This is a genomic window from Acetomicrobium sp. S15 = DSM 107314 (assembly GCF_016125955.1).
In the GTDB taxonomy this organism is placed as follows: Bacteria; Synergistota; Synergistia; order Synergistales; family Thermosynergistaceae; genus Thermosynergistes; species Thermosynergistes pyruvativorans.
Map to the genome: position 1 here is coordinate 1 of NZ_JADEVE010000160.1, position 377 is coordinate 377.

1 protein-coding gene is annotated in these 377 nt (G+C 45.4%); it reads left to right on the forward strand.

Annotated elements, in window-relative coordinates; genetic code table 11:
• Positions 1–121: 121 nt before the first annotated feature.
• Positions 122–377 (forward strand): hypothetical protein (locus tag EZM41_RS13550; protein WP_232619043.1); only part of this gene is annotated, 256 nt, incomplete at its 3' end.

The window sequence follows — 377 nt, forward strand, 5'->3', positions numbered from 1 at the left end:
GGATCAGATCCGGCTTCATCTTTTCCGCCAAATGGGCAAGCCTGCTGATGACGGGCGTTGGGGTTGCGCTTTTCGCTGCGCCATGGGCCTTTTTAGCGATATTCAAACCGGAAGATACATGATGAATGACAAAAACATTGAGTTTACGGGCCCTGCCAAAATATATATATCTTCAGTCCATGAAAACCTTTTAGAATCGATGGTAAAACATCTCCTCGTGGACGGGCAAATGCAATTAGAAGGTAACCTATGTGAACTTATACGAATAGAAGACCTCGCGAACCCTCAGGTTCTGAGAGAAAAGCTACAGCTCAACTTAGAGATTAAAAATCTCGTACTATCCAAGGTCTATGGGGAGACTCCGGTTTCGTTCGACG